Origin of the sequence: Streptomyces milbemycinicus, from assembly GCF_002154605.1 — a bacterium.
Lineage (GTDB): Bacteria > Actinomycetota > Actinomycetes > Streptomycetales > Streptomycetaceae > Streptomyces > Streptomyces milbemycinicus.
This window is the reverse complement of the sequence record NZ_MUNE01001115.1, coordinates 1-611: the sequence shown is the minus strand read 5'-3', so window position 1 is coordinate 611 and position 611 is coordinate 1. Positions and strand designations below refer to the sequence as shown.

The window sequence follows — 611 nt, the reverse complement described above, 5'->3', positions numbered from 1 at the left end:
TGATCCGGCCGAAGTCCATCGCCACGGTGGTCTCGGTCTTGCGCTCCACCCCGGCGATGTCGTCCACGCCGACCCCGGCCTGGGTCATGGTCTCCTCGGTGGTCAGCGGCCGGATCTCGCTCACCGAGCCGACCATCGTCGTCTTGCCGACGCCGAACCCCCCGACGATCACCACCTTGACCGCGGCGCTCACCGAGGACGGCAGGGTGTCCTCGCTGCGCGGTCCGACGGGCGCTTCGGAGCCGGCGAGCGCTTCAGAGCTTCTGTAGTCCATGCATCACCGCTTGGAGGAGTTCGGGGTCGGGCAGCGCGGCGGCGGGGACCGGCGCCCGGGTTTCCACCTGGTCGTCCCTGAGCAGGTCCGTGAGCAGCAAGGTGACCGCGGAGACGGGCAGGGCCAGATACGCGGAGATCTCGGCGACGGACAGCGGGAACTGACACATCCGCAGGAGGGACGCGCACTCGGGGCGCGTCCCCGGCTCCGGCTCGGCCCGCGCCACGATCAGGGTGACCAGTTCGACATCGGCCCGCCCGGACCGGCGCGCGCGGTCCTCGGCCAGGGAGTACAGCCGCTCGGGGGCGCCTTGGGGAAGGCGCCCCCGAGCGGCTGT

The 611-nt window shown here is 72.0% G+C and carries 2 protein-coding genes; both read right to left on the bottom strand.

All coding sequences use genetic code 11. The features are described 5' to 3' along the window. A partial coding sequence (locus tag CCN51_RS51425; RefSeq protein WP_211303351.1) for an ATP/GTP-binding protein occupies positions 1 to 274 on the bottom strand: 274 nt, incomplete at its 3' end. Next, positions 255 to 569: a DUF742 domain-containing protein gene (locus CCN51_RS51420; protein WP_086861253.1), complete on the bottom strand. Its 315-nt coding sequence runs from the start codon at positions 567 to 569 to the stop codon at positions 255 to 257. The genes CCN51_RS51425 and CCN51_RS51420, both read right to left, overlap by 20 nt. Positions 570 to 611: the final 42 nt, after the last annotated feature.